At 69.5% G+C, this 24,373-nt stretch carries 25 protein-coding genes; 6 read left to right on the plus strand and 19 right to left on the minus strand.

Features of this window, described 5'->3' with window-relative positions; translation table 11 throughout:
• Window positions 1–14: 14 nt before the first annotated feature.
• The 7 genes from ACZ5Z2_RS10955 to ACZ5Z2_RS10985 all read right to left on the minus strand — a co-directional run bounded on the left by ACZ5Z2_RS10955 (window position 15) and on the right by ACZ5Z2_RS10985 (window position 8,703).
• Window positions 15–374 carry a DDE-type integrase/transposase/recombinase gene (locus ACZ5Z2_RS10955; RefSeq protein WP_464758605.1) on the minus strand — a complete coding sequence of 120 codons (360 nt, stop codon included), beginning with the start codon at window positions 372–374 and terminating at the stop codon, window positions 15–17.
• 173 nt (window positions 375–547) lie between these two features.
• Window positions 548–1,346 (minus strand): IS5 family transposase gene (locus ACZ5Z2_RS10960; RefSeq protein ID WP_464758606.1). Its coding sequence is split into 2 segments (ribosomal slippage): window positions 548–1,076 and window positions 1,075–1,346, totalling 801 coding nucleotides; the frame shifts between segments, so codons are not numbered across the junction.
• Between the two features lie 93 nt (window positions 1,347–1,439).
• Entirely contained in the window at window positions 1,440–2,144 is a 705-nt protein-coding gene (locus ACZ5Z2_RS10965) for a pseudouridine synthase (protein ID WP_464758608.1), read from the minus strand.
• Window positions 2,141–3,208, minus strand: a complete 1,068-nt coding sequence (locus tag ACZ5Z2_RS10970; protein WP_464758610.1) for a class I SAM-dependent methyltransferase — start codon at window positions 3,206–3,208, stop codon at window positions 2,141–2,143. The genes ACZ5Z2_RS10965 and ACZ5Z2_RS10970 overlap by 4 nt, the downstream gene beginning before the upstream one ends.
• Window positions 3,205–3,996 carry an AcvB/VirJ family lysyl-phosphatidylglycerol hydrolase gene (locus ACZ5Z2_RS10975; RefSeq protein ID WP_464758612.1) on the minus strand — a complete coding sequence of 264 codons (792 nt, stop codon included), beginning with the start codon at window positions 3,994–3,996 and terminating at the stop codon, window positions 3,205–3,207. Before ACZ5Z2_RS10975 ends, ACZ5Z2_RS10970 begins: the two co-directional genes overlap by 4 nt.
• A gap of 26 nt (window positions 3,997–4,022) precedes the next feature.
• The gene (gene mprF / locus ACZ5Z2_RS10980) at window positions 4,023–6,560 is read right to left on the minus strand and encodes a bifunctional lysylphosphatidylglycerol flippase/synthetase MprF (protein ID WP_464758613.1); all 2,538 of its coding nucleotides are present in this window, start codon (window positions 6,558–6,560) and stop codon (window positions 4,023–4,025) included.
• A 145-nt stretch (window positions 6,561–6,705) separates the two neighbouring features.
• A complete protein-coding gene (locus tag ACZ5Z2_RS10985; protein ID WP_464758614.1) occupies window positions 6,706–8,703 on the minus strand; it encodes an OPT family oligopeptide transporter in 1,998 nt (665 codons plus the stop codon).
• 166 nt (window positions 8,704–8,869) lie between these two features.
• On the opposite strand from ACZ5Z2_RS10985, the gene ACZ5Z2_RS10990 reads away from it, so the two are divergent.
• Together ACZ5Z2_RS10990 and ACZ5Z2_RS10995 are read left to right on the plus strand one after the other, a co-directional pair.
• Entirely contained in the window at window positions 8,870–9,607 is a 738-nt protein-coding gene (locus tag ACZ5Z2_RS10990) for a glutathione S-transferase family protein (RefSeq protein ID WP_464758615.1), read from the plus strand.
• Between the two features lie 53 nt (window positions 9,608–9,660).
• A complete protein-coding gene (locus tag ACZ5Z2_RS10995; RefSeq protein ID WP_464758616.1) occupies window positions 9,661–10,110 on the plus strand; it encodes an FKBP-type peptidyl-prolyl cis-trans isomerase in 450 nt (149 codons plus the stop codon).
• A gap of 637 nt (window positions 10,111–10,747) precedes the next feature.
• On the opposite strand, the gene ACZ5Z2_RS11000 is transcribed toward ACZ5Z2_RS10995, so the two are convergent.
• Window positions 10,748–11,728, minus strand: coding sequence for an LLM class flavin-dependent oxidoreductase (locus tag ACZ5Z2_RS11000; RefSeq protein WP_464758617.1), 981 nt, complete (start codon window positions 11,726–11,728; stop codon window positions 10,748–10,750).
• A gap of 64 nt (window positions 11,729–11,792) precedes the next feature.
• Window positions 11,793–11,966 (minus strand): oxidoreductase-like domain-containing protein, encoded by a 174-nt coding sequence (locus ACZ5Z2_RS11005; RefSeq protein ID WP_464758618.1) that lies wholly within the window; start codon window positions 11,964–11,966, stop codon window positions 11,793–11,795.
• A 100-nt stretch (window positions 11,967–12,066) separates the two neighbouring features.
• On the opposite strand from ACZ5Z2_RS11005, the gene ACZ5Z2_RS11010 reads away from it, so the two are divergent.
• Window positions 12,067–13,176 carry a glycoside hydrolase family 18 protein gene (locus tag ACZ5Z2_RS11010; protein WP_464758620.1) on the plus strand — a complete coding sequence of 370 codons (1,110 nt, stop codon included), beginning with the start codon at window positions 12,067–12,069 and terminating at the stop codon, window positions 13,174–13,176.
• Between the two features lie 30 nt (window positions 13,177–13,206).
• Here the strand turns inward: ACZ5Z2_RS11010 and ACZ5Z2_RS11015 are convergent, their stop codons facing one another.
• Window positions 13,207–14,748, minus strand: a complete 1,542-nt coding sequence (locus ACZ5Z2_RS11015; RefSeq protein WP_464758621.1) for a TerC family protein — start codon at window positions 14,746–14,748, stop codon at window positions 13,207–13,209.
• Between the two features lie 288 nt (window positions 14,749–15,036).
• On the opposite strand from ACZ5Z2_RS11015, the gene ACZ5Z2_RS11020 reads away from it, so the two are divergent.
• Window positions 15,037–15,846 (plus strand): lysostaphin resistance A-like protein, encoded by an 810-nt coding sequence (locus ACZ5Z2_RS11020; RefSeq protein WP_464758622.1) that lies wholly within the window; start codon window positions 15,037–15,039, stop codon window positions 15,844–15,846.
• Here ACZ5Z2_RS11020 and ACZ5Z2_RS11025 read toward each other — a convergent pair.
• From ACZ5Z2_RS11025 to ACZ5Z2_RS11065, 9 genes are all read right to left on the minus strand, one after another.
• Window positions 15,834–16,406, minus strand: a complete 573-nt coding sequence (locus ACZ5Z2_RS11025) for a Maf family protein (protein ID WP_464758623.1) — start codon at window positions 16,404–16,406, stop codon at window positions 15,834–15,836. The two genes, ACZ5Z2_RS11020 and ACZ5Z2_RS11025, sit on opposite strands and share 13 nt — an antisense overlap.
• Before the next feature lie 11 nt (window positions 16,407–16,417).
• Complete coding sequence (locus ACZ5Z2_RS11030; RefSeq protein ID WP_464758624.1) at window positions 16,418–16,867, minus strand: N-acetyltransferase family protein; 450 nt, start codon at window positions 16,865–16,867, stop codon at window positions 16,418–16,420.
• 31 nt (window positions 16,868–16,898) lie between these two features.
• Window positions 16,899–17,417, minus strand: coding sequence for an HXXEE domain-containing protein (locus ACZ5Z2_RS11035; RefSeq protein ID WP_464758626.1), 519 nt, complete (start codon window positions 17,415–17,417; stop codon window positions 16,899–16,901).
• A gap of 7 nt (window positions 17,418–17,424) precedes the next feature.
• Entirely contained in the window at window positions 17,425–17,895 is a 471-nt protein-coding gene (rlmH, locus tag ACZ5Z2_RS11040) for a 23S rRNA (pseudouridine(1915)-N(3))-methyltransferase RlmH (protein ID WP_464758627.1), read from the minus strand.
• A 289-nt stretch (window positions 17,896–18,184) separates the two neighbouring features.
• The gene (gene rsfS, locus ACZ5Z2_RS11045; protein ID WP_464758628.1) at window positions 18,185–18,571 is read right to left on the minus strand and encodes a ribosome silencing factor; all 387 of its coding nucleotides are present in this window, start codon (window positions 18,569–18,571) and stop codon (window positions 18,185–18,187) included.
• 212 nt (window positions 18,572–18,783) lie between these two features.
• A complete protein-coding gene (locus tag ACZ5Z2_RS11050) occupies window positions 18,784–19,866 on the minus strand; it encodes an NAD(P)H-dependent flavin oxidoreductase (RefSeq protein ID WP_464758629.1) in 1,083 nt (360 codons plus the stop codon).
• Window positions 19,867–20,094: 228 nt separating this feature from the next.
• On the minus strand, window positions 20,095–20,385 hold the full coding sequence (locus ACZ5Z2_RS11055) for a pentapeptide MXKDX repeat protein (protein ID WP_464758630.1): 291 nt from the start codon (window positions 20,383–20,385) through the stop codon (window positions 20,095–20,097).
• A gap of 80 nt (window positions 20,386–20,465) precedes the next feature.
• A complete protein-coding gene (locus ACZ5Z2_RS11060) occupies window positions 20,466–21,113 on the minus strand; it encodes an NrsF family protein (RefSeq protein ID WP_464761697.1) in 648 nt (215 codons plus the stop codon).
• Window positions 21,114–21,118: 5 nt separating this feature from the next.
• Window positions 21,119–21,643 carry an RNA polymerase sigma factor gene (locus ACZ5Z2_RS11065; protein ID WP_464761698.1) on the minus strand — a complete coding sequence of 175 codons (525 nt, stop codon included), beginning with the start codon at window positions 21,641–21,643 and terminating at the stop codon, window positions 21,119–21,121.
• A gap of 258 nt (window positions 21,644–21,901) precedes the next feature.
• Here ACZ5Z2_RS11065 and ACZ5Z2_RS11070 point away from each other — a divergent pair, with 258 nt between their 5' ends.
• Together ACZ5Z2_RS11070 and msrB are read left to right on the plus strand one after the other, a co-directional pair.
• The gene (locus ACZ5Z2_RS11070; protein ID WP_464758631.1) at window positions 21,902–23,629 is read left to right on the plus strand and encodes a cytochrome c biogenesis protein DipZ; all 1,728 of its coding nucleotides are present in this window, start codon (window positions 21,902–21,904) and stop codon (window positions 23,627–23,629) included.
• 24 nt (window positions 23,630–23,653) lie between these two features.
• Window positions 23,654–24,271 (plus strand): peptide-methionine (R)-S-oxide reductase MsrB, encoded by a 618-nt coding sequence (gene msrB, locus ACZ5Z2_RS11075; RefSeq protein WP_464758632.1) that lies wholly within the window; start codon window positions 23,654–23,656, stop codon window positions 24,269–24,271.
• The last annotated feature ends 102 nt before the right edge of the window (window positions 24,272–24,373 follow it).

Genomic DNA, 24,373 nt, shown 5'->3' on the forward strand with positions numbered 1-24,373 from the left:
CCGTGCCGCTGGGCTCACTGTCGCAGCGCGGCGCTGATGAATTCCGGGCCGTTGTCCAGGCGCAGGCGTTGGGGCGCACCACGTAGCTCCACCAGTTCGTCCAGCGCCCGGACGACCCGCAGTGACGGCAGGCTGGTGTCGATCTCGATCCGCAGCGACTCGCGGTTGAAATCGTCGTTGACGTTGAACGTGCGGAAACGGCGCCCAGACCACAAGGCATCGGCCATGAAGTCCGTCGACCAGGGGTGGCTGGCCTGGTCGGGAATCGCCAAAGGCTCGCGGATGCGATCCGGCAGGTGGCGCTTGCCCCGGCGTGGCCGGTTCAGCCTCATGGCCACGTAAACCCGCCAGTTGCGCGTCTTGCCAAAGTCCATGGGCTGCAAGGCTTCCTCGAACAGCAGGCCAAAGCCATAGCCGGGATTGTCCTTCAGGTGCGTCCTCGATCGCTTCGATCAGCGCCGAGTCGTCCCGCAGGCGCGGGGCATAGTGCCGCGCCGAACGCGACAGGCCCAGCGTGCGGTCGGCACGCCGAGCACTCAGAACCTGTTCACGATCTCCTGAGCAGTACTGCCAAGAAAGCCAAGTGGATGAACTGCAAGCTAGTGTTGAGCTGGCGCTCACAGTTCTTCCATAGCCTTCGGTTCTTCTCCAACCAAGCAAAGCTGCGTTCGACCACCCTGCGCTTGGGCATGACCTTGAACGTGTGCAGCTCGCTGCGTTTGGCGATCTGCACCGTGACATGCTCGCCCAAGACCTCCTGCACGCCCAGGGCAAAGGGCTGGCCCACATAGCCGCTATCGGCCAGTACGCTTTGCACGTGGCCCAAACCCGCCTTGCAGCGCCCGAATGCCTGCAAGGCGCCCTTGCGATCGGTCACCTCCGCCGTGGTCACCGCGATGGCATGCGGCAAACCTTGCATGTCCACCGCGATATGCCGCTTGATCCCCGACACCTTCTTGCCCGCGTCATAGCCCTTCTGGCCCGCGGTGTCGCTGTTCTTCACGCTCTGCGCGTCCACGATCAAGAACCGGCTGCAGGCGCTGCGCCTCTGTCTCGCGCGGGCCGCGCCAACCTGATTTTTTGAGCGCCCGCTCCAGCAGGCTCACTCCAGCATCATCCGGTTCGCTCCATTGGGCGAAGTACGCGTGCACCGTGCGCCACTTCGGGAAATCGCTGGGCAACGCCCGCCACTGGCACCCCGTACGCAGCAGGTACAGCACCGCGCACCACACCTCGTACAAATCCACCGTGCGGGGCTTGGTTCGCTTGCGGGCTTGCTCCAGAAGCGGACGAATCGGCTCGAACCGCTCCCGACTCACATCACTTGGATACGTCTTCTTGCGCATCCATGCATCGTCATGCTTTTAGGGATGATCGTGAACAGGCTCTTACGGCATCCCTAACCGGACTCGCTTTTTGTGGCTACCAAAGTTCCCGATCTATGCCTCGCCAAAGATGCGCGTGACGTCACCCGCATCGAGCGCGCGCCATACACCCGGCGCCAGCTCACCCAGCGTGAGCGCCCCGACCGCCACGCGCTGCAGGGTTTCGACGTGGTTGCCGGTGGCCGCGAACATGCGGCGCACCTGGTGGTAGCGCCCTTCGGTGACGGTGAGGCGCGCGTGGCGCGGGCCCAGCGTTTCCAGCGAGGCGGGCGCCAGCGGCGTGGTTTCCGATTCCAGCAGCAGCGTGCCGCTGGCGAACAGCGCGGCCTCGTCTCCGCGCAGGTCTTCGGCCAGGGTGGCCTCGTAGACCTTGGTCACCTCGGCCCTGGGCGAGATGATCCGGTGCAGCAGCGCGCCGTCGTCGGTGAACAGCAGCAGGCCCGAGGTATCGCGGTCGAGCCTTCCCACGGTGGAGAGCGCGGGTTCGCGCACGCGGTAGCGCGGCGGCAGCAGATCGTAGACCACGCGGCCGGGATCCTTGCGCGAGCAGGTGACGCCCAGCGGCTTGTGCATCATCAGCACCAGGCCCGGCGGCGGGTCGAGCGGTTCGCCGTCGATGCGGATGCACGCGGGTTCCACCTTGTCGTCGGCGTACAGCACTTCGCCGTCCACATCGGTGACGCGGCCCTCGCGGAACATCCACGCCACGTCCTTGCGGCTGCCGTAGCCGAGGTTGGCGATCAGCTTGACCAGTTTCATGCGCGCACTCCGCTCGCCTCGATTACCTTGAAGCCGTCCTGCAGCGCGAGCTGGCGCACCTCGGCGAAGCGCGCGGCGAGCAGAGCCTCGTACGGCAGGTGACGATTCGCCACGATCAGCAGGCGCCCCTGCGCCGTCAATGCGTCGGCGGCGCTGGCGATGAAGGCGCGGCCGAGTTCCGGCAGGTCGGCACGGCCGAGATGGAACGGCGGGTTGCTGACGATGGCGTCGTAGCGTTGCGGCAGGCCGCGCGTGACGTCGTGCCCGTGCACGTCCACAGGCAGCTCCCGCCCCGCCATGCGCAATGCGTTGGCCACGTTGCGGCGCACCGGCTCCAACGCGCGCGCTTCGGCTTCGTACAAGTCCAGCGCGGCGATGCGCGGGCAGCGCGCGATCAGCTGCGTGGCGAGATAGCCGTAGCCCGCGCCGAGGTCGGCCACGCGGCCGTGCAGGTTCTCGGGCAAATGCGCGGCGAGCAAGGCCGAAGCGCGATCCACGCGATCCCACGCGAACAGGCCGGGGCGGCTCCACCAGCCGTCGGCGGTTTCGCGCGGCGCATCCAGCGCGCGCCATTCGTCCTGCAGGGCGCGGTCGATGGCGGTCGCTTCCGGCGTGGCCCAGAACACCCGGCAGTGATGCTTGGACAGGTTGCCCACCGTGCCGACCAGGCGCGCCAGATCCGCCTCGCCGGACTTCGCGCCCTCGGCCTTGGCCATGCTGGCCACCAGCGTGCCGCCGGGATCGAGGTGATCCAGCGCACGTGCAAACAGTGCGCGCGCCTCGTCGCGCTGGCGCGGCGGCAGCAGCAGCACCAGCGGAAAGGTTTCGCCGGGCGAGGGCTCGCCCACGCGCAGGCCGCAGCGCGCCAGTTCGTCGGCGAACGGCAGGAAGCTCTGCTCGCACAGCCAGCCCGATTGCGCGACCTCGCGCAGGCGCACGCCGGAGCGGGCGCGCAGGAACAGCGCACGGCCGTCGGCCGGCAGCTTCAGCACGCCGGTGTCGAAGGGCACGAACAGCGCGGACAGCGCCGCCTCGGGCGCGTCGGCGGCGAAGCCGCTGCTCACGGCTGCGCAGGCGTCGCCGCGGTGGCGCTGGCAGCCGGCAGCTCGTCCACCATCTGCGCCGCCAGCGGCTGGTAGCCGCCCTCGAAATGGTGGTCGCCGTTCTTGGCGTGCACCACGAACCACGACGGCAGGCCGGGATCGGTGCACAGCGCGTCGTCGGCCTCGTCCTTGCCGTAATAGCAGACCACCGGGAACTGGTGGCCCAGCGCCTGCGCCGGCGGCAGCGCGTCGTAGTGTTCCACCTTGTTGAACTTCTCCAGCACGGTCTTCACGAAGGCCTTGAAGCGGCCCTGCGTGATCATGTAGCCCTCGAACTGGATCTCGAAGCTGGTGTCGCGACTGGGCGAGAGCAGCACCAGTTGGGCGATGCGCGCGCGGTTCGCCGGGCTGAGCTTGTCGATCAGGGTGGGCAGCACGTCGGCGCCGAAGGAGAAGCCCACCAGCCACACGCGCCGCTTGTGCCACTGGGCCAGGTACTTGGTCATCAGCGCGTCGAGCTGCGCGGCGGATTCCTCCGGCGTGCGGTTGCGCCAGAAATACTTGAACGCATTGACGCCCAGCACCGGGATGCCGCGCGCCACGAAGGCGTTGCCGAGCTGCTTGTCGAGGTCGGCCCAGCCGCCGTCGCCGGAATACAGGATGGTGAGCACGTCGCCCTTGCCCGCCGGCGCCTGCACGCCGGCCGCCGGCGTGAGCACGATGGTGGATTGCTCCAGGCTCGGTTTGGAGAACGGCGTCCAGATCGCCATGGCCAGTCCCAGCACGCACACGCCCATACCTGACCACATGATCCGCTTGCCTCTCTTCGACATGCTCATCGACGCACGACCCCGGTGATGCCGCCGGAAATCAGGCTGGCCACGTTGGCGAGTATCACCGGCAACGCAATGCCGCCCGGCACGGCCATGTAGCGCGGCTCCCACTCCGGGTCGAACTTGTCCTTGTAGCGCTGCAGGCCCTGGAAATTGTAGAAGCGTTCGCCGCGGCCGAACACCAGCGCGCCGAAACGGTTCCACAGCGGCGCCTGGCGCCGGCTGGTGAGGCCGGCCAGCGGCGCCATGCCGAGGTTGAACCAGCGGTAGCCGTGCTGCTTCGCCCACTGCATCAATTCGACGAACAGGAAATCCATGATGCCGGACGGCCCCTCCGGCACGAAGCGCATCAGATCCAGCGAGGCTTCCTCGCGTGTCTCGGTGAGGAACAGGTTGGCGAAGGCCAGCAACTGCTCGCCCTGCCACACCAGCGCCATCGGCGTGCGCACCAGGTAGCGCGGGTCGAACGCGCCCAGCGAGAAGCGCTTCTCGCGCGCGTTCTTGTCGGCCAGCCACGCATCGGAAACCTGCTTCAGGCGCGGCAGCAGCGGCGCCACCGCATCGGCCGGCACGATCTCCAGCCGCAGGCCGTCGCGGCCCAGCCGGTTGATGGTGCCGCGCAGGGTCTTCTTCGACTTGCCGTCGAGGTTGAAGTCCTCCAGCCGCACGCGCGCTTCCTCGCCGATCTTCAGCAGGTTCATGCCCACTTCGAGGTACAGATCCAGGTCGGCCGGGCTGACCTGGTAGAACACCGGCCAGCCACCGGCGCGCTCGCATTGCTCCATGAAGCTCCACACCAGCTCGCGGCGCGCGTCCTCGTCCTCGCCCACCGGGTCGCCCATGGTCACCCAACTGCGGCCCGCGGTGTCGTACATCAGGAAAGCCTTGCCGTCGGCGTCGAACAGCAGGTGCTTGTCGCCCATCAGCGCCAGGTGCGCCTGCGCGGAGGGGAAGTTGCGGATCAACGGCAGCGCGCGCTGCAGCTCCGCCTCGCTGGGCGGCGCACGGCGCAGGCGTCGCGGCTTGATCAGGCTGGCCAAGGCAAACAGCAGGCCGGCCGCCGCCGCGCCCACCAGAGCGCGCAACGCACGCGAAGCGCCTTCGTGGAAGCTGAATTCCCACCACAGGCTGTTGCTGTATTCCACGTGCTTGTAGCTGAACATCACCAGCCAGGTGGCGCAGCCGAACACGGCGAGGATCGCCACGATCCAGCCCCAGGAGAAATTCCCGCCGAACAGCGAGGCGCGCCGATAGAACAGCCGGTGCGCCGGGGCCAGCGCCATCGCCAGCAGGGCCAGCAGCGAGGCTTCCTCGTAGTCGATGCCCTTGAGCAGGGAGAACACCGCGCCGGCCACCAGCAGCACCAGGGTCACCCAGTACGCCACGTCCAGCCGCCGCTGCAGGCCGCGCGCCAGGATCAGCAGCATCATGCCGATCACGCTGGCCATGAAGTGCGAAACCTCCAGCACCGACAGCGGCAGCACGTCGCGCAGGATCTCCATGCGATCCGGCAGCGCCCGCGTGGCGCCGGAGAACAGCAGCACCGCGCCGGACACCAGGGTCAGCCCGGCGAAGAACGAGGGCAGCAGGCCGGTGAACCACGGCGACCACAGCGACTGCCGGCGCAGGCCGCGCGCCTCGCGCTGCAGCACCAGCATGGTCGCCGCGCACAGCGGCATCAGGTAGTAGACGATGCGGAACATCGCCAGCGCGCCGAGGATGGGCGCGGCCAGGTGCTTGTCGTCGGTGGCGTGGAAGCCGGCCAGCATCACCGTCTCGAACACGCCCAATCCGCCCGGCACATGGCTGATCAGGCCCACGATCTGCGCGATCACGAAGATCGCCAGGAAATGCCCGAAGCCGGCGTGCAGGCTGTCCGGCATCAGCACGTACATCACCGCCGCCGCCAGCCACCAGTCCAGCGCGCCCACCAGCACCTGGCGCAGCGCCGGCAACGGCCGCGGCAGCAGCACGCGCCAGCGCCACAGCTTGAGCGGCTTGCGCACGAAGCCGCCGAGCACCCATGCCAGCGGCACCGCCGCCAGCGCCAGCGCCAGCGGGATCCGCCAGTCGCTCACCGGCAGGCCCGAGGGCAAGGGCACGATCAGCAGGGTCACCCCGGTCAGCGCCAGCAGGCCGAGCCAGAAGCTCAGCGTGCAGTACAGCACCAGCTTGGCGATCTCGGCGGTGGAGAGGCCGTTCTGCAGGTAGAAGCGGTAGCGGATCGAGCCCGACACCAGGAACGACATGCCCACCGCGTTGCTGAAGGCGTAGCTGATGAAGGAGATCAGGGTGACCCGCCGCCACGGCAGCGACCTGCCGATGGACTCCAGGCCGAAGCGGTCGTACAGCGACATCACGCCGAAACCCAGCGTGGTGAGCACGATCGCCAGCAGCAGCCGCGTGCGCGACACACCGGCCACGTACTCGCGGATCTGGTGGTAGGTGACGTGGCGCGCCAGCAGGTGCAGCGCCCACAGCGCCAGCACCAGCATGCCCACCGACAGCAACGGCCCGGCCACGCGGCGCAGCACTGCCACCCGTGCGCCGGGCGGATTCAGTACATCATCCGTGCGTGGCACTTGCTCGACTTTTTCCTGCTGCTCCACGCGACGCTCGTTTTCCCTGGGGACACCCGATTTTAAGGCACGCCGTATTGCAGGCGGTGAACAAGGCTGGCCGCGTTCAACGCGCCGACACGCCCTGCCCCAGGCGCGCGATCCAGCGGTACATCAGCACCACGCTGGCCACGAACACGATGCCGCCGATCCACTGCGCCGCCTCGCCGAAATTCTCGCCCACCAGCGCCAGCGGCGCCGCCTTGCCGGAGAGGCCGACGATAAACGCGATGACCACGCCCATCACGCTCTCGCCCACGATCAGGCCGGAGGCGAGCAGGACGCCGAGCTGCTTGGTGGCCTCCGGCTTCTTCGAACGGCGATCCGCGCGGCGATCGAAGAGCCAGCCCACCACCGAGCCCACCACCACCATCAGCGTGCTGACGGTTGGCAGGTAGATGCCCAGGCCCACCGCCAGCGGCGGCACGCGCATGTGCTTGGTCGTGCGCGCGAGGATTTCGTCGATCACGATGATGCCGACGCCGATCCAGATGCCCGTGACGATCAGGCTCCAGTCGATGTTGTTGGTGATCACGCCCTGCGCCAGCGCGGAGATCAGGCCCGCCTGCGGCGCCGGCAGCGCATGCGCGCCGGCACCGGCCACGCCCACGAAACCGTAGGCCTTGTTGAGCAGATCCAGCACCGGCGGAATCACCGCCGCGCCGGCGATCACGCCGATCACCAGCGCGACCTGCTGGCGCCACGGCGTGGCGTCGACCAGTTGGCCGGTCTTGAGATCCTGCAGGTTGTTGTTGGCGATGGCCGCCACCGTGAACACCACCGAGGTGATGAACAGCGCGAACGCCACCAGCGCCTTGCCCTCTTCCGGGCCGACGTGCGGCTTCACGAACGCCACCAGCAGCAGCGCGGCGGCGATCACCACCAGGATGCCCACGCCCGACAGCGGACTGTTGGACGAACCGATCAGGCCGGCCATGTAGCCGCACACGGTGGACACGAAGAAGCCCATCAGCACCACGAAGGCCACGCCGCCGATGGCGAGCACGGCGACCTGGTCGCCCAGGCCGCTGATCGAACCGAAGTAGCCGAGCAGCCAGGCGATCGGCACGAAGCACGCCAGCGTGACCAGGCCCACGATGCCGATCGGGATGTCGCGCTCGGTGCGCGGCAGCGAATCGGCCTTGCCGGCCTTGCGCACGCGCGAAGCCGCCATCGCTGAAGCCAGGCCGCTGACCACCGGCTTCACCAGCTTGGCCAGCGTCCAGATGGCCGAGACGCCGATGGCGCCGGCGCCGACGAAACGCACCTTGTGGCTCCAGGTGGCGTTGGCGAGGTCCGCCACCGACTGGCTCATGTCGCCCAGCACTGAGTAATGCGGCACGCCCCAGCCCCAGCCGATGACGGCGCCGATCAGCATCGCGATGCCCACCGACAGGCCCACCAGGTGGCCGATGGCGAACAGCGCGAAGGAAAGATTGAAATCGAAGCCGCTGACCGCGCCCTTGTCATTCACGCGGAAATTGCGCACGAAATCCGACGCGAACACCTGCGTGGCAACCACTACGGCGAACACGGCCGAGACGATGGAGCCCCACAGCACGGCGAGCAGGCCGGCGCGGCTTTCTTCCGCGCTGCCGGCATCGGCGTCGTCGCCGGTGCCCACCTTGAGCACTTCGGCGCAGGCGAGGCCCTCCGGATACGGCAGGTCGGTATCGGTCACCAGCGCGCGGCGCAGCGGGATGGAATACATCACGCCCAGGATGCCGCCCAGCGCGCAGATCGCGAACGAAGTCCAGAACGGGAAGTCGGCCCACCAGCCGATCATGATCATGCCCGGCAGCACGAAGATGATCGAGGACAGCGTGCCGGCGGCCGAGGCCACCGTCTGCACGATGTTGTTCTCCTGGATCGTGGAGTTCTTCATCGCCCGCAGGATCGCCATCGAGATCACCGCCGCCGGGATCGAGGTGGCGAAGGTCAGGCCGGCCTTGAGGCCGAAGAACACGTTGGCCGCGGTGAACACCACCGTGATGACGATGCCGATGACCAGGCCGCGCAAGGTCAGTTCGGCGCGCGCGGGCGCGCTGGATGCGGATGGGTTCACGCTGGTACTCCCCGGATGGACGCTGCCGCGCAAGATAGCGTGGATTGGCCCTCCCTGCCCATCTCCGGCGTCCCGGCGACGGCGGCAGGACGGCGGAGCGACTGCTGACAACAGGCTGTCAGCAGCCCCGCCCCAGACTCGCTCCATCCAAACGAGGAGCCACGCCATGAACACGCCCCAGATCACCCTGTACGGTTGCGCCCCCGCCTTCGGCCTGCCCGATCCCAGCCCCTTCGTCACCAAGACCGAGGTGCAGTTGCAGATGGCCGGCCTGCCCTACCGCAAGGTGTTCGCGATCCCACCGGAAGCGCCCAAGGGCAAGCTGCCGTACATCGACGACGCGGGCGAGACCGTGTGCGACTCCAGCTTCATCCGCGCCCACCTGGAACGCAAATACGCGGTGGATCTGGACGCCGGCCTCGATGCGCGCCAGCGCGCCGAGGCCTGGGCCGTCGAGCGCCTGCTGGAAGACCACTTGTACTGGGCGATGGTGTGGTTCCGCTGGGTCGACGCGGACAACTTCGCCAAGGGCCCGGCGCATTTCGTCGACCGGGCGCCCGAAGCGGCGCGCCAGCAATTGCGCGAAAACATGCAGGCAGCCAAGCAGAACGAACTGCACGCGCACGGGCTCGGCCGCCATTCGCGCGAACAGATCGCCGAGCTGGGCACGCGCTCCATCGACGCCCTGGCCGTGCTGCTGGGCGAGCAGGACTACCTGTTCGGCGACCGCCCGCATGGCGTGGACGCCATCGGCTTCGGCGTGCTCGCCGCCGTGCTCACGCCGTTCTTCGACACACCGCTGCGCAGCGCCGCCGAGCGCCATCCGAACCTGGTCGCCTACGTGGCGCGCATGATGCGCTTCTACTACCCGGCGCACGCCTGGCAGCCGCCGCTGGCAGCCTGACGCATGGGCGATCTGCGATGATGGGCCATCCTCCATCATCGCGGATCCCGCCCATGCGCCGTCGCCTCGCCCTGCTCGCCACCACCGTTCTCGCCCTAGCCGCCTGCAACCGCGTGCCGCCGTCGCCCGCGCCAGCCAGCCACGGCCAGGTGGACAAGCTCACCGTGATCGACGGCAAGGTGGGCAGCGGCGCCGAGGCCAAGCCGGGCATGACGGTGCAAGTGCTCTACACCGGCTGGCTGTACGACGACCGCGCCAAGGACAAGCACGGCACCAAGTTCGACAGCACCGACGACCACGGCGGCCAGCCGTTCTCCTTCCCGCTGGGCCAGGGCCAGGTCATCAAGGGCTGGGATCAGGGCGTGGCCGGCATGCGCGTGGGCGGCGAGCGCACCCTGCTGATCCCCGCCGAACTCGGCTACGGCGCCCGCGGCGCCAGCGACGTGATCCCGCCCAACACCTCGCTGGTGTTCGACGTGAAGCTGGTGGGCGTGGGGCAGTAACGAGAGGCGCGCCTTCGCTTTGGCGAAAATCTCCGTCTTCCATTTCGGAAGAACGACGGGACATCAAAGTGTTGCTTTCGACTCTTTGAAATCGACAAAGCGGCCCTGGTCGCCTGCGCTTTTTTGCTCGTCATTCCGGCGCAGGCCGGAATCCAGTGACCGTGACGCTCAAACAAGCGCGATCGCTACTGGATTCCGGCCTGCGCCGGAATGACGAGCAGAGCCATGGGGTGCCTCGCCCTGTTTTGGTGTAGATCTGCTTCGATGTGGCTCTGCTTTGGTGTGGCTCTGCTTTGATGTGGCTTCTGCGCGCCTGGAGCGCGCTGCTTTTCCGGGGCCCCTGGGCGGCGGTGAGGCGTGGACGATCAGGCCGCGCAGCGGGCGAGACCAAGGATGGGCTCGCCTTTTCGCGCGGGCAGGAGCCCGCTCGAAAAGCCCGGCCACGCCTCACGCACTCGCAGGGCAGGATGCCCGGAGAGCGCCGCCTCGGGGTGGCCTTCTCTTTTGGTTACTTTTCTCTTGGCCACGCAAGAGAAAAGTAACTCGGGCCGCGGCAGCGGCTCGAAACCGCTCTGAAGAACACGCGATATCGCGGAGAGCAAAAGCCCCTCTCCCACAAGAGGGAGAGGGGAGCGAGTCATGCGCGCGCGGCAGCCACCAGTTCATACGACCGCCGCCGCAACGCATGGTCGAACACGTTGCTGGTGATCATCAGCTCATCCGGCCGATGCCGCGCGATGAACTCAGCGAGACCGTGCCTCACGGTCACCGCATCCCCCACCACGGCGCAGGCCAGCGCCCGCTCCACCATCAGCTTCTCCGCCGGCGTCCAGTACGCCTCGATGTCGGCTATCGGCGGCGGGATCAGCCCCGGCTGGCCCCGGCGCAGATTGATGAAACTCTGCTGCTGCGTGGTGAAGAGTCGGCGCGCCTCGGCATCGCTCCCGGCCGCCACCACGTTGATGCCCAGCATGGCGTAAGGCTGCGCCAGCCGCTCCGACGGCCTGAAGTCGCGGCGGTACAGCGCCAGCGCCTCGTCCATCGCGTCGGGCGCGAAGTGCGAGGCGAACGCATACGGCAAACCCAGTTGCGCGGCCAGCCGCGCACCGAACAGGCTGGAGCCGAGTATCCACACCGGTACCTCGCTGCCCGCACCGGGCACGGCGCGCACCGCCTGTCCCGACGCGACCGGCTCGAAATAGGCGAGCAGTTCGGCCACGTCCTGCGGGAATTCGTCGGCGCTGTCGTAATAGCGGCGCAGCGCACGCGCGGTGGCGTGGTCGGTGCCGGGCGCGCGCCCCAGGCCGAGGTCGATGCGCCCCGGGTGCAGCGCGGCCAGCGTGCCGAACGCCTCGGCCACCTGCAGTGGCGCGTGGTTTGGCAGCATGATGCCGCCTGCGCCCACGCGGATGGTGGATGTGCCGGCGGCCACGTGGCCGATCAGCACCGCCGTCGCCGCGCTGGCGATGCCCGGCATGTTGTGGTGCTCGGCCAGCCAGTAGCGCGTGTAGCCCAGCCGCTCGGCGAGCCGCGCCAGATCCAGCGTGTTGCGGAACGCCTGCGCGGCATCGCTGCCTGCGGTGATCGGCGCGAGGTCGAGTACGGAGAACGGGATCATGGCGGCATCCGGAAACGCGATACCCTCCGATCTGGGGGCTGCCACCGTGTTTGGCAACGCCGTATCAGTCGTCCGGGTGCCGCGCCTTCCACGCCGCCAGCGCCGTGCGGTAGTACGCCAGCTGATCGTTGTACAAGTCGTAGATGCACGGGTCGCAGCCGTTGCCGCAGCACTCGCCGGGGTCGGGCTCGGTCGGTGGCTGGGGACGCGGGTCGTCGGGGCTGTCGGCTGGGTTCACGCAGGGCACTCGGGCAGATCCGGCGCCCAGTGTAGTTCGCACTGGCCGCGCCGCCGCAGCGCTGCGATGATCGGGGTTCCCCCGTTGCGGAATTTCCCCGATGCCGTTGCGCTCTCGCCTCACCTTGCTTCCGCTGCTGGCGGCGCTCGCCTGCCCGCCGTTCGCACACGCCGCGCCTGCAGCGCGGGAACACTATCGCGTGGTGGCCTACGACACGGCGAGGCACCCGATTCCCGCCGCCGACGTGGATCGCATCGACACTCTGATCTTCGCGTTCGCACATCCGGCCGATGGCCGCGCGGTACTCGATCCGCCGGCCCGTGCCCTGCTGCAGCAACGCATCGCGCTGAAAGCCGCGCATCCGAAGCTCAAGGTGATGGTGTCGGTGGGCGGCTGGAGCGTGGGCGGCTTCTCCGAGGCGGCGATGACGGCGGAAAGCCGCCAGCGCTTCGCCGACAGCGCCGCCGCGCTGATCGCGGACACGCACGCCGACGGCCTCGACGTGGACTGGGAATACCCCGGCCACCACGAGTCCGGCATCGCCTCGAACCCGCAGGATCGCGAACACTTCACCGCGCTGATAAAGGCACTGCGCGCCGCGCTGGATCGCGCCGGCCACGGCAGGCACTACCTGCTCACCATCGCCGCCGCCGACGGCCCGTTCGTGGACGGCATCGACCTCGCCGCGGTGGCGCCGTCGCTGGACTGGTTCAACATGATGACCTACGACTTCTGCAACGCGATGACGCCGACCACCTGCAACCAAACCGGCCTGCACGCCTCCGAACTGGCGCCGGCCGATGCGCGCACGCTGTCGCGCGCGGTGCGGCAATTCCTCGCTGCCGGCGTGCCGCCCGCCAAGCTGGTACCCGGCGTGGCGTTCTACGGCCGCGAGTTCGCCGACGTCGAGCCCATCCACAACGGCCTGTTCCAGAAGTACGGCCACTACCAGGGCGGCCACGACTGGCCCGAGCTCAAGTCCGGCTTCATCGACCACGGCGGCTACGTGCGCTACTGGGACGCGAAGGCCGAGGCGCCCTACCTGTGGAACGCACAGAAGCGCCGCTTCGTGACCTACGACGACCCGCAGTCCATCGCGGCCAAGGCCGCCTACGTGAAAGCGCTGCACCTCGGCGGCCTGATGTACTGGGAGCAAGGCAGCGACCCTAGCGGCGAACTGCTGCACGCGATCTGGCGAGGGCTGCATTGAGCGGCCCCGGCCCCTGCCGCGCTCGCCGGGTCAGGCGAGCACCACGCGCAGGCGCTCGATGCGCGCGCCGTCCATCGCCACCACCTCGAACTGCAGTCCTTCGCTGCTGAAACGCTCGCCCACCGCGGGCAGGCGCCCCAGCTGCTGCAGCGCGTAGCCGGCGAGGCTGGCGAAGCCGTCGTCGCTGCTCAGGCGATGGCCCAGCAGGTGTTCCACCCGGCGCAGGTCGAGGCTGGCGTCGAGCAGCCACGCGCCATCACCCTCGCGCACGGCGGCAGGATCGCCGCCGGCGGCGTCGTTGAACTCGCCGGCGATGGTCGCCAGCACGTCGGCCGGCGTGACCATGCCGAGCACGCTGCCGTATTCGTCCACCACCAGCGCCACCTGCAGCGGCGAGCGGCGGAATTCGTCGATCAGGCGCAGCACGCTCAGCGACTCCAGCACGGTCATCGGCTTGCGCACCACGCGTTCGACGTCGATGCGGCCGTGCTCCAGCAGGCTGGCCAGCAGGTCGTGCGAAGTGGCCACGCCGACCAGCTGGTCGAGGTCGTCGCCCGCCACCGGCACCCAGTGGTAGCCGCAGGCGGCGACTTCGGCGCGCAGCTTGGCGACGTCCTCGCGCGGGTCGATCCAGCTGATTTCCGGGCGCGGCGTCATGATGGAGCGCACTGGCCGGTGCGCGAGGTCGAGCACGCCCTGCACCATCGCCAGTTCGTCCTCACCGAACATCGCGCCGCCGTTCGCGGCTGCCGTCGCGGGCGCCGCTTCCTCCTCCATGCCGCCAGTGCCGAGCAGGCGCAGCACCGCCTGCGCCGTGCGCTCGCGCAGCGTGCGCGCGCTGGCCAGCAGGCTGCGCCGGCGGTTGCGGCGCATGGTCTGGTTGAACGCCTCGATCACGATGGAGAAGCCGATCGCGGCGTACAGGTAGCCCTTCGGGATATGGAAGCCCAGGCCTTCGGCGATCAGGCTGAAGCCGATCATCAGCAGGAACGACAGGCACAGGATCACCACCGTGGGCCGCGCGTTGATGAAGGCGGTGAGCGGCTTGCTGGCCAGGATCATCAGCAGCACCGCGATCACCACGGCGATCATCATCACCGAGAGGTGGCTGGCCATGCCCACGGCGGTGATCACCGAGTCCAGCGAGAACACCAGATCCAGCGCCACGATCTGCGCCACCACCGGCCAGAAGCGCGCCTGCGCGCGGCTTTCCGAGGCGTGCTCGTCGCCGCCCTCCAGCCGCTCGTGCAGCTCCAGCGTGGCCTTGAACAGCAGGAAGCCGCCGCCCGCGAGCAGGATGATGTCGCGCCACGACAGCGCAAGGCCATGCCACTCGACGATGGGCGCGGTGAGCCGCACCAGCCACGACATCGCCGCCAGCAGCAGCAGGCGCATCGCCAGCGCGAGGCCAAGGCCCAGCAGGCGCGCGCGGTCGCGCCGCTGCGGCGGCAGCTTGTCTGAGAGGATCGCGACGAACACGAGGTTGTCGATGCCCAGCACGATCTCCAGCACCACCAGGGTGAGGAGGCCGGCCCAGGCGGCGGGATCGGTCAGCCAGTCGAATGCGAGCATGGGAACGCTGCGGCGCCGGGGCGCTGGAAAGGGCCGTCAACTATACAAGGCGCGCCCGCGGTTCCAGCGCACCAGAAGAGCGCATCGGGAAATTCGACGGCTGGGCGCTGGCGCCGCGCGTCTTCGCCCATGATTGCGCTCGCGGCACCGTTCGCTCCTCTGGTTCGCCGGAGCAGTGCGCAACGCGGCGCCGACCATGCCGGATGGCGGTTGCACCGGCTCCCGCGCAACCGCCAAGATGCCTGCACGAAACGCGGCGCCTCGCGTTGCGCGAGGACTCCCCGTTCGATGGATGCAGCACGCCACAACCCACCGCCTCCGCTGCCTGCAGGCGCGGCACTCTCGCCGCGCCTGCCGGGCATGGGCCACGCGCTGGGCATGATCGTGCTGTATTTCGCGCTGCAGGTGCTCATCGGCATGCTCGCCGGCCTGCTGCTGGGCATCGTCGTCGGCGCGGTTCACCACGGCGCCGCGATGGGCGACGTGTGGGCCGCGATGGCCAATGCGAACACCCGCAGCACGCTGGTGGTGATCGTGCTGCTCGGCGACGCCGCCATCACGCTGTGGCTGGCGCGACGGTTCTGGCCGCGACTGTGGTCGCAGGCGCAACCGCCAGGTTTCGGCTTCGCCATGCCTGCCGCGGCCTGGTGCGCCATCGCCGCGGTGGTGGGGTTGGCCATGCCGTGGATCGGCGGCCAGATCACCGAACTGATCGCGCGCGGGCATGCCGTGCCGCAGGACGTGAAGCAACTCGGCGGCGAGGCCGGCCTCGGCTTCCGCATCGCGCTGACGCTGGTGGTGTCGAGCATCGGCCCGGCGGTGGAAGAGTTTCTGTTCCGCGGCGTGCTGCTCTCCGCCCTGCTGCGCCACCTGCGCGCCGGCTGGGCGGCGCTGGCCAGCGCCGCGCTGTTCGCGCTGGTGCATCTGCCCGACCTGCACTGGCAATGGTACGCGCTGCCCAACCTGGCGTTGCTCGGCGTGGCGCTGGCGTGGCTGCGGCTGCGCTCGGGCTCGCTATGGCCCGCGGTGATCGCCCACGGCTGCAACAACCTGCTGGCGATGCTGGCCATGTTCGTGTCGCTGCATCACTCCGGATAGGCCACCGGCGCGCGAAGCAATTGCGCCGTCTCGAACAGCGGCAGGCCCATCACGCCGGAGTAGCTGCCCTCCAGATGCTCGACCAGGGTCGCGCCGCGACCCTGGATCGCATAGGCGCCGGCCTTGCCGAAGGATTCGCCGGTGGCGACATAGGCTTCGATGGCGGCCTCGTCCAGCTCCGCGAAGCGCACGCGCGACACGCAGCACGCGCTGCGCTCGCCGCGCGCGTCGACCAGCCACACCGCCGAGATCACCGAATGCGTGCGGCCGGAGAGGCGGCGCAGCATCGCCGCGGCGTCGTGCGCGTCGCGCGGCTTGCCGAACACCTCGTCGTCCAGCACCACCTCGGTGTCCGCACCCAGCACCACGGCGCCGGCAACGCCCGCGAGCGCGGCCAGCCCGGCCCGCGCCTTGTCGCGCGCGACGCGGTTCACGTATTCGCGCGGCGATTCCTGCGCGGTGCGCAGCTCGGGCACGTCCACGTCGACCACGCGGAAATCCACGCCGAGCTGTGTGAGCAATTCGCGGCGGCGCGGCGACTGCGAGGCGAGATGGAGCATGCGGCGATCCTTCAGAGCGTGAGGCTGTATTCGCGGAACTGCGTGTCGCGCTGCCAGCCCAGCGATTCGTACAAGGCCTGCGCCGGCAGGTTGTCGTGCGCGGTGGAGAGCGACAGGCTGGCCGCGCCCAGCTTCTTCGCATGCGCCGCCGCCGCTTCGAGCAGGGCCTTCGCCACGCCCTGCCGGCGCGCGCCCGCGGCCACGAACAAATCGTTGAGCAGCCAGGTGCGCACCATGCGCACCGAGGAGAACAGCGGGTAGAGCTGGGTGAAGCCCAGCGCCGCGCCGTGCGCGTCGCGCGCAAGCAGGATCTGCGATTCGTTGAGGCGCAGGCGTGCCATAAGGAACTCGCGCGCGCCGCCCTCGTCGGACGGCTTGCCGTAGAACTGGCGGTAGCCGTCGAACAGCGGCACCAGCGCGTCGAGGTCGTGGAGAGTGGCTGGACGGACAAGGATGGCCATGATGATTCCGCTGCGAAGACGCTGATCGAGCCTACCGCATGACGCGCCGGGAGGATCGCCTGTTCCATGCGGCCTCGCACCGGCCGCCCAGCCAGATCAGCGATGCGCCAAGTATCGCCACGCCCAATACCGTCAACGGGCCGGACACGGCGAACACGGACGGTTCGATCCAGCGTTCGGCCAGCGACCGGTACACGAGCCAGCCGCCGAGCGGCAGGTTGCACAACAAGGCGGTGGCGGTGCCCGGCGCGTACGCTCGCAGCGCCACCGTCGCTGCGACATGCGGCACCAGGACGTTCAGCAGCATGGCCGCGGCATAGCCCGCGATGAAGTACGCGCCGAGGCTGTGCGGCCCGCCGACACCGGCGAGCCAGGCAGCCAGCAGCGCAACGAGGGACAGGATGGCCGCGGCGAACCGGAACGCCCCCGCTCCCACGGCCACCCGGCGGAACCTGGGGCGCAACGGCCACGACGGAAGCAGCCACGCCTCCTCGGCGTTGTGCGCCACCACCCCGAGCGCGAACAGCCAGCCAAGCAGCGGCAGCGTCATCGCCGGACTAGGCCCGGTGGTAGGGATGCCCCGCCACGATGGTCGTGGCGCGGTACAACTGCTCGGCCAGCACCAGCCGCACCAGCATGTGCGGCAGGGTGAGCGGGCCCAGCGACCAGCGCTGGTCGGCGCGCGCCAGCACTGCAGGCGCATGGCCGTCGGGGCCGCCGATCAGGAAGGCCAGCTCGCGTCCCGCCATGCGCCACGCCGAGAGCTGCGTGGCCAGCTCCTCGCTCGACCAGGCCTTGCCGCGGCCGTCCAGCGCGACCACGTGGCAGTCGCGCGGCAAGGCGGCGAGGATCGCGGCGCCCTCGTCCAGCATCGCCTTCGCATCGTCGCGGCCCTTGCCGCGCGCGCCGGGCTTCAGTTCGACCAGTTCCAGCGGCAGCTCGTGCGAGAGGCGCTTGCGGTACTCGGCGAAGCCTTCCGCCACCCAGGCGGGCATGCGCTCGCCGACGGCGATGATGCGCGTGCGCATCATTGCCGTCCAAGAGTAAAAGCCGGCGCGCAGCGCCTGCGTTCGCCTCCTCTCCCCTTTGGGGAGAGCGCCGCCCTGAGCCCGTCGAAGGGGATTGAGGTGAGGGGTCGGGGCTTGCGGGAACGCCTATCGAAGCAGCCTTTTGCTTCGTAGCCCATGTATCGCGAGCTTGTCCCCTCACCCCAACCCTCTCCCCGCAGGGGAGAGGGAGAAAACCTGCGCCTTCTCCGCAACGGAGAGGGAGAAAATCGGCGCCCTCCCCGCCAAGGGGATGGCGACTCCCCGATGCTCACCCGACGCTCGCGGCGCCGACATCCGGCTCGCGGTCGCCCACCGTCCACAGCCTTTCCAGACCGTAGAACTCGCGGATGCGCGGCAGCATCACGTGGACGATCACGTCGCCCAGATCCACCAGCACCCACTCGGCTTCCTGCTCGCCTTCCACGCCCAACGGCATCACGCCCGCCTTCTTGGCGAACTTCACCACTTCGTCGGCGATGGATTTGACGTGGCGCGCGGAGGTGCCGGAGGCGATCACCAGCAGGTCGGCGATGGAGGTCTTGCCGCGGACGTCGATCTCGCGGACGTCCTTGGCCTTCAGTTCTTCCAGCGCGGCGACGACGGTCTTGCGCAGTTCGGCCGTGGAGTCGGCCTTGGTCTTGCGGTTGGTGCTCAAGAGGGAGTGCCTCGGTGCGGAATCGCGCGCCCGTGCGGCGCGGCGGCAGTATAACGCCCGCCCATCAAGCCCAGGTCAAGGCGCCGATGCCAGGCCACCCGATGCCAGCAGCTTCCCGGCCAGGTGGTGGATGCACGGGATCGCGATTACCCCTGCCCTGCACGACGGAAGTGCTACGGCGCCCTGCCACGGGCGCCGCGGCAACCCGGACGTCAGTGCGCCAGCGCCCGTCGCGCCAGCCGGTATTCGTGCATCAGCCGCGCCACCAGTTCCGTGGCGGGCTGCGGACGCACGCGCGCGGCGGCCTGGCCGCACCATTCGGAAACGAGGTCGGCGCGGCCTGCGGCGGCGGCTGCACGCCGCAGGGGCGCGGTGAGCGCGTTGAGCACGGGATAGGCCGGCAGTTCGCCCGCCGCGCCTTCCATCGCCTCCACGTAGCGGTTGCGCAGGCCGCGCGCGGCGCGGCCGGAAAAACTGCGGATGGTGGCGATGCGATGGTCTTCCGCGGTGGCCAGGTCGTGCTTCCACGCCTCCGCCGCGGACGACTCGGGGCAAGCGAGGAAGGCCGTGCCGAGCTGGCTGGCCGCCGCGCCCAGCGCCTCGGCGGCGAGCATGCCGGCGCCGTCCATGATGCCGCCGGCGGCGATCACCGGCACGTCCCCGCAGCACTCCGTGACTGCGCGCACCGCCATCGGGATCAGCGCGAACAGGCCGATCAGCGGCGTCTCGCCCGCATGCAGGAATCCGCCGCGGTGACCGCCCGCCTCGGCGCCCTGCACGCATACCGCATCGGCGCCGCGTTCGGCCCAGGCGCGCGCCTCCGCCGCCGTGGTGGCGGTGCCGATCACGTAGATGTCGCGCCGCTTCAGTTCCTGCATCTGCGCCGGCGTGGGCAGGTCGAACGCGAAGCTGGCCACCGCGGGCCGCGCCTCGCACAGCGCGGCGAACTGCTCGGAGAAGCGCGGCGCCCAACGCGCCGGCAACGTGGTGCGCGCATCCAGGCCTTCGCGCTCCATCAGGGCATCGAGCCGTGCGCGGGCGCGCGCCACCGCCGCCATGTCCGGCTCGATGTCGTCGGGCAGCACGAACAGGTTCAACGCGAACGGGGCGCCAGTGAGCATGCGGATCCGCGCCGCCTGGTCGAGGATGGTCTGCGGCTCGGCATAACCCACGCCCAGCGAACCCAGGCCTCCCGCGTTGGACACCGCGGCGACCAGTTCCGGCGTGCTGGCGCCGGCCATCGGCGCCTGGATCAATGGATGCTCGATGCCGACCTGCTGTGCGAAGAGGGCCATGCGCGTCGTCCGCGGCGGGGGTTCCCGGCATTATCCACCGCTATCCACCGCTTGTTGATCCGGCCCGCAAATGGTTTCCGCCGGTGTCCTTCGACTCCGCTTCGCCACGCTCAGAGCCTGCCCCGGACTCGATCCGGGGACGAACGGTGAACGTATCGTATTTCCGGGCCGGATCAATAGCGGCGGCACGGCATGGCGGACGGCGCGGCCCGCCATGCCGCGGGTGCATCAGCCACCGCTCATCGCGTCGCCGGCATCCTTCTTCATTACATCGTCCTTCTTCATCTTCATCCCGTCGTCCTTCTTCATCATGCCGTCGTGGTGCATGGACTTGGACTTCATCGCAGCCTTCTTCATCTTCATGCCGTCCTTGTGCATGGCGTCCTTGGACTGCATGGCAGCGTGCGATATGGCGGTGCTGGAGGACGCGGCCATCGCGTCCTGCGCGTGAGCGGGCGCGAAGGCGAAGGCACCGACGGCGGCGGAAAGCGCGAGTGCGGCAAGCGTGCGTGCGTTCATGGGCTGATCCTTGGAATGGGAAAGGGACGGAAGCGGGCAAGCCGCCCCCGTTCCTTCATTCGCCGCGGACACGCGAGCGGTTACCTCGACAGCAGCCGCCCGCCCATCGCCGCGTTCGCCGCGACCACGATCGCCACCGCCAGCGCATGCGTGAGCAGGTCGGTGGCGGCGGCGTCGAAGGCGTGGCAAATCTCCAGCAGGCTGGCCGAGGCCGCGGCGCTGGCGAGGCCCACCAGCAGCGCGGTGAGCAATGGACGCAGCGGGCAGGCGCGGCGCAACAGCCACACCATCAATGCCGACAGCGGGATCGAGAAGCCGACGATGAAGACCAGGCAATCGGCCGACTGGTGCAGGGTGGCGATGCTGGTGCCCGGCGCCAGCCAGGTGCGCAGGCAACCCAGGCCGCTGGCGGCGATCCACAGCAGCGCGGGCGGCAGCGGCAGCCAGGCCCACGCACGCGAACGCCCCGGCACGACCAGCGTGAACGCGGCCCACGCCGCCGTGACCGCGGTGAGCACCGCACCCAGCGCGGCCCAGGCCAGATCCGGCGCGCCGGCCCAGCGGCGCAGCATGGGCTGGTCGCCGTAGTGCGCGAACAGCAACGCGGCGACCACCGCCACCAGCGCCAGCCAGCCCAGCGTGCGCCGCCACGGCGGCAGCAGGCGCCGCACCGGCACCAGTTCGGCACCGAGCGCGTCGATCAGGGTCTGGTGGCGTGGCTCGGACATGTTGCTCAAGGTTCTCCGTTGAGGCGGCCGCGCAAGGCTTTCAATGCGCGGTGCAGGTTCACTTTCAGCGCGCCGGCGTTGCGGCCGGTGTGCTCTGCGGCCTCGGCCAGCGATTGCTCGCGCAGGCCGAGTTGTTCCACCGCCTCGCGCTGGCCGGGCGGCAGCTGCGCGATGGCCTCGCGCAGGCGCCGCGCCTGCTGGCGGCGCTCGGCATCCATGCTCGCGTCGTCGCGGTCGGGGTGCTGTTCGAGCGCGATGTCGTCGTGCAGTTCGCGCCGGTCGCGCCGGCCATGGCTGCGCAATGCGTCGATGGCGCGGCGCCCGGCGATGGCGCTGAGCCAGGCATCGTAGGAACGCGCCGGATCGTAGGTGTGGCGCACGCGGTGCACGGTGAGCAGGGTCTCCTGCACCACGTCGTCCAGCGCATCCGTGCCCACGCCCTGCCGGCGCGCCACCGTGCGGATCAGCGCCACCGAATCGGCCAGCACGCGCTCATAGGCGCGCCGATCGCCCGCCTGCGCGGCGGCCATCCACGCCGCGCGCCGGCGCTCGACCTGTTCGCTGACGCTGGCGGGTTCGGCAGGCACGGAAACGCGGCAATCCAATGACGGGGCGAAGCCGCCATCCCATACCAAGGTGCCATCGGCGGTCAAGGGCGATTCGTCCCATGCTGCGGTTCCATCCTGCCATTCGCCGCATCCATCGGTCGGGTTACCTCGCACCGGTTGATGTAACCATCGGCGCGGTGGCGGCGAATCACCAGCACACCCCAACCCGGAACCCTCGCCATGCTCCTGCTGATCCTTGCCTATCTCGGCGGCGTGCTCACCATCCTCAGCCCGTGCATCCTGCCGGTGCTGCCCTTCGTGTTCGCGCGTGCCGACCGGCCGTTCCTGAAAAGCGGCCTGCCGATGCTGGTCGGCATGGCGGCCACCTTCGCGCTGGTCGCCACGCTGGCCGCGGTGGGCGGCGGCTGGGCGGTGCACGCGAACCAGTACGGCCGCGCCGTGGCGCTGGTGGTGCTGGCCCTGCTCGGGCTCACCCTGCTTTCCAGCCACGTCGCCGAATGGCTGACGCGGCCGTTCGTGGCGCTGGGCAACCGGCTGTCGCAGCGCACCGAGGACGATGGCGAGTCGATCTGGGGCGCGGTGGGCCTGGGCATCGCCACCGGCCTGCTGTGGGCGCCGTGCGCCGGCCCCATCCTCGGCCTGCTGCTGACCGGCGCGGCGCTCAAGGGCGCCAGCGTCACCACCACCCTGTTGCTGCTCACCTACGCGCTGGGTGCGGCCACCTCGCTGGCGCTGGCGCTGGCCGTGGGCGGCAAGGTGTTCGCGCTGATGAAGCGCTCGCTGGGCGCCGGGCAATGGGTGCGCCGCACGCTGGGCGTGCTGGTGCTGGCCGGCGTGGCTGCCATCGCCTCGGGCGTGGATACCGGCGTGCTCACCCGCGTCTCGCTGGCCGGCACCAACGGCCTCGAACAGAAGCTGATCGACGCCGTGCGGCCGATGCCCGCCGCCATGGCCTCGCCCGCGCCGCAGCCCGGCGAGGCGCTGCCGGTGGAAGGCACGCTGCCCACGCTCTCCGGCGCCACCGGCTGGCTCAACAGCGCACCGCTCACGCCCGCCTCGCTGCGCGGCAAGGTGGTGCTGGTGGATTTCTGGACCTACTCCTGCATCAACTGCCTGCGCTCGCTGCCCTACGTGCAGGCCTGGTACGACAAGTACAAGGATCACGGCCTGGTGGTGATCGGCGTGCACTCGCCCGAATTCGCGTTCGAGAAGGATCGGGCCAACGTGGCCGCGGCGGTGCAGCGGCTGGGCGTGACCTATCCGGTGGCGCTGGATTCGGACTACGCCATCTGGCAGGGCTTCAACAACGAATACTGGCCGGCGGACTACTTCATCGACGCGCACGGCCAGATCCGCCACCACTATTTCGGCGAAGGCGGCTATGCCAAAGGCGAGGACACGATTCGCCAGCTGCTCACCGAGGCCGGCTACAAGAACCTGCCCGGCGGCTACGTGCAGCCCGGCGCAAAGGGCGCACAGGCAGCCATCTCCGGCGATGGCGACCGCTCGCCGGAAACCTACGTGGGCTACGCGCGCGCCGACGACTTCGCCGGCGGCCGGGTGGCGCATGACGAAGCGTTCGACTACCGCGCGCCGGCACAGCTCGCCACCAACCAGTGGGCGCTGGCCGGCCGCTGGATCGTGCGCCCGCAGGAGGCCACGCTGGACGCGGCCGACGGCTCCATCACCTACCGCTTCCGCGGCCGCGACCTGCACCTGGTGCTCGGCCCCGGCAGCGACGGCAAGCCGGTGCGCTTCCGCATCGCGCTGGACGGCCACGCCCCCGGCGACGACCACGGCATGGACACCGACGCCGAAGGCAACGGCACCGTCAACGCGCAGCGCCTGTACCAGTTGGTGCGCCAGGCCCACGGCAACGGCGAGCGCACCTTCACCATCACCTTCCTCGACCCCGGCGTGCACGCTTACGCGTTCACCTTCGGCTGAGCGATCGCGCATCGGAGGCATGCCATGTCCCGCATCGATGAAACCCTCGCGATGGATCGCCGCCGCTTCCTGCGCGCCGCCGTGAGCGGCGGCGCCCTGCTCGCGGTCGGCGGCAGCTTCGCCCTGCCCCGCCTGCTCGCCGCCGGCGCCCAAGGCGGACTGCCGGCGCTGATCCACGACACGCCCGGCGACGTGCTGCTGGAGTGCTACGCCGACGACGGCCGCGACCTCGGCGCCTGCCGCGTGCAGCGGCTGGTGCTCAGCGACGCGCAATGGCGGTCGCGCCTCACGCCACTGGCCTTCGACGTGATGCGCCGCGACGGCACCGAACGCGCCTTCAGCGGCCCGCACGAACGCCCCGCGCAAGCCGGCCTGTTCCGCTGCGTGGCCTGCGCCACCGCGCTCTACGACGCCGCCACCGAGTTCGACTCCGGCACCGGCTGGCCCAGCTTCTGGCAGCCCATCGCGAAGCGGAACGTGATCGAGACCCGCGACGACAGCTTCGGCATGGAGCGCACCGCCATCAGCTGTGCCGGCTGCGGCAGCCACCTCGGCCACGTGTTCGACGACGGGCCGCCGCCGACGGGGTTGCGCTATTGCATGAACTCGGTGGCGTTGCGGTTTGTGGCGCGGGTGGGGTGAGCCGCGTACCGTTACTTGTTTGCACCGGAGGATGACTTCGAGCTCGAAATGCCGCATATCCATGCGCGCTTCAAAGCGATTTCGCTGGATTCAAGGCGGTTT

This window comes from Rhodanobacter sp. G1, from assembly GCF_055397855.1.

Excerpts from the sequence above, each read along its gene's own strand:
- ACZ5Z2_RS10975 (WP_464758612.1), bottom strand. The coding sequence starts at position 3,996 with ATGTGGTCAGGTATGGGCGTGTGCGTGCTGGGACTGGCCATGGCGATC.
- ACZ5Z2_RS11030 (WP_464758624.1), bottom strand. The coding sequence starts at position 16,867 with ATGGCCATCCTTGTCCGTCCAGCCACTCTCCACGACCTCGACGCGCTG.
- ACZ5Z2_RS11035 (WP_464758626.1), bottom strand. The coding sequence starts at position 17,417 with ATGACGCTGCCGCTGCTTGGCTGGCTGTTCGCGCTCGGGGTGGTGGCG.
- ACZ5Z2_RS10990 (WP_464758615.1), top strand. The coding sequence starts at position 8,870 with ATGAACACGCCCCAGATCACCCTGTACGGTTGCGCCCCCGCCTTCGGC.
- ACZ5Z2_RS10955 (WP_464758605.1), bottom strand. The coding sequence starts at position 374 with ATGGACTTTGGCAAGACGCGCAACTGGCGGGTTTACGTGGCCATGAGG.
- ACZ5Z2_RS11020 (WP_464758622.1), top strand. The coding sequence starts at position 15,037 with ATGGATGCAGCACGCCACAACCCACCGCCTCCGCTGCCTGCAGGCGCG.
- ACZ5Z2_RS11065 (WP_464761698.1), bottom strand. The coding sequence starts at position 21,643 with ATGGCCGCCGCGCAGGCGGGCGATCGGCGCGCCTATGAGCGCGTGCTG.
- ACZ5Z2_RS11000 (WP_464758617.1), bottom strand. The coding sequence starts at position 11,728 with ATGATCCCGTTCTCCGTACTCGACCTCGCGCCGATCACCGCAGGCAGC.
- ACZ5Z2_RS10965 (WP_464758608.1), bottom strand. The coding sequence starts at position 2,144 with ATGAAACTGGTCAAGCTGATCGCCAACCTCGGCTACGGCAGCCGCAAG.
- msrB (WP_464758632.1), top strand. The coding sequence starts at position 23,654 with ATGTCCCGCATCGATGAAACCCTCGCGATGGATCGCCGCCGCTTCCTG.
- ACZ5Z2_RS11010 (WP_464758620.1), top strand. The coding sequence starts at position 12,067 with ATGCCGTTGCGCTCTCGCCTCACCTTGCTTCCGCTGCTGGCGGCGCTC.
- ACZ5Z2_RS11060 (WP_464761697.1), bottom strand. The coding sequence starts at position 21,113 with ATGTCCGAGCCACGCCACCAGACCCTGATCGACGCGCTCGGTGCCGAA.
- ACZ5Z2_RS10995 (WP_464758616.1), top strand. The coding sequence starts at position 9,661 with ATGCGCCGTCGCCTCGCCCTGCTCGCCACCACCGTTCTCGCCCTAGCC.
- ACZ5Z2_RS11015 (WP_464758621.1), bottom strand. The coding sequence starts at position 14,748 with ATGCTCGCATTCGACTGGCTGACCGATCCCGCCGCCTGGGCCGGCCTC.
- rlmH (WP_464758627.1), bottom strand. The coding sequence starts at position 17,895 with ATGCGCACGCGCATCATCGCCGTCGGCGAGCGCATGCCCGCCTGGGTG.
- ACZ5Z2_RS11070 (WP_464758631.1), top strand. The coding sequence starts at position 21,902 with ATGCTCCTGCTGATCCTTGCCTATCTCGGCGGCGTGCTCACCATCCTC.
- ACZ5Z2_RS11025 (WP_464758623.1), bottom strand. The coding sequence starts at position 16,406 with ATGCTCCATCTCGCCTCGCAGTCGCCGCGCCGCCGCGAATTGCTCACA.
- ACZ5Z2_RS11055 (WP_464758630.1), bottom strand. The coding sequence starts at position 20,385 with ATGAACGCACGCACGCTTGCCGCACTCGCGCTTTCCGCCGCCGTCGGT.
- ACZ5Z2_RS11050 (WP_464758629.1), bottom strand. The coding sequence starts at position 19,866 with ATGGCCCTCTTCGCACAGCAGGTCGGCATCGAGCATCCATTGATCCAG.